Source organism: Psychrobacter sp. 1Y4 (assembly GCF_051847555.1).
Genome location: NZ_JBPYDE010000282.1, coordinates 1 through 887, shown reverse-complemented (window position 1 = coordinate 887; position 887 = coordinate 1). Strand labels below are relative to the sequence as shown.

The following is an 887-nucleotide window of genomic DNA, read 5'->3' as shown; positions in this document are numbered from 1 at the left end:
AATGCACCTAATTTGCGGATATTTGGGTCAGTATCTATCTTTTGTATTCTTTTTAGATATGTGAAAAGTCCAAACAGATAGGATGCTCACTTTTTCACCTATTTTATGCACAAACGGGTTTTATAGGCTTGAATAGTGAACGTAGCCCCCCTATAAACTACCCATTAGCTCAAAACCTACTAGACACTAAAATTACTCAAGCTATTTTTATTTTATACCTTTATTGATAGGACTCTTCTATGACAGATTATGAACGCATCACTGCTAACCCACATTTTGATATGCTGATGAGTGCGCACAAAGAAGTACAAACCACACAAGCGGCATTAGTACCAATGGTTGTTGAGCAGTCTTCACGCGGTGAACGCTCGTTTGATATTTTCTCACGCCTATTGCGTGAGCGCGTTATCTTTTTGACAGGTCAAGTCGAAGACCATATGGCCAATCTAATCGTCGCGCAGTTGCTATTTTTAGAAGCTGAAAACCCAGACAAAGATATCCATTTATACATCAACTCACCAGGTGGCTCAGTAAGCGCAGGTTTGGCGATCTTTGATACCATGAACTTCATCAAGCCAGAAGTATCCACCATCTGTATGGGCGGTGCTTATAGCATGGGCTCATTCTTATTGGCCGCTGGTCAAAAAGGCAAACGCTACTCACTCGCCAATGCTCGTGTGATGATTCACCAGCCATCAGGCGGCGCGCAAGGTCAGGCGACAGATATCGAGATCAACGCCCGTGAAATTCTAAAAACTCGTGCACGCTTGAACCAGATCCTATCTGAGCGTACTGGTCAGCCACTCGAAAAAATTGAAAAAGACGTCGAGCGCGATTTTTGGTTAGATGCACAAGAAGCCAAAGAATACGGTTTGGTTGACGAAGTA

The 887-nt window shown here is 43.1% G+C and carries 1 protein-coding gene; it reads left to right on the top strand.

What is annotated here, in order from left to right; all coding sequences use genetic code 11:
• Positions 1-287: 287 nt before the first annotated feature.
• On the top strand, positions 288-887 hold a 600-nt coding region (clpP, locus tag ACS8FC_RS15790), incomplete at its 3' end, for an ATP-dependent Clp endopeptidase proteolytic subunit ClpP (RefSeq protein ID WP_439297466.1).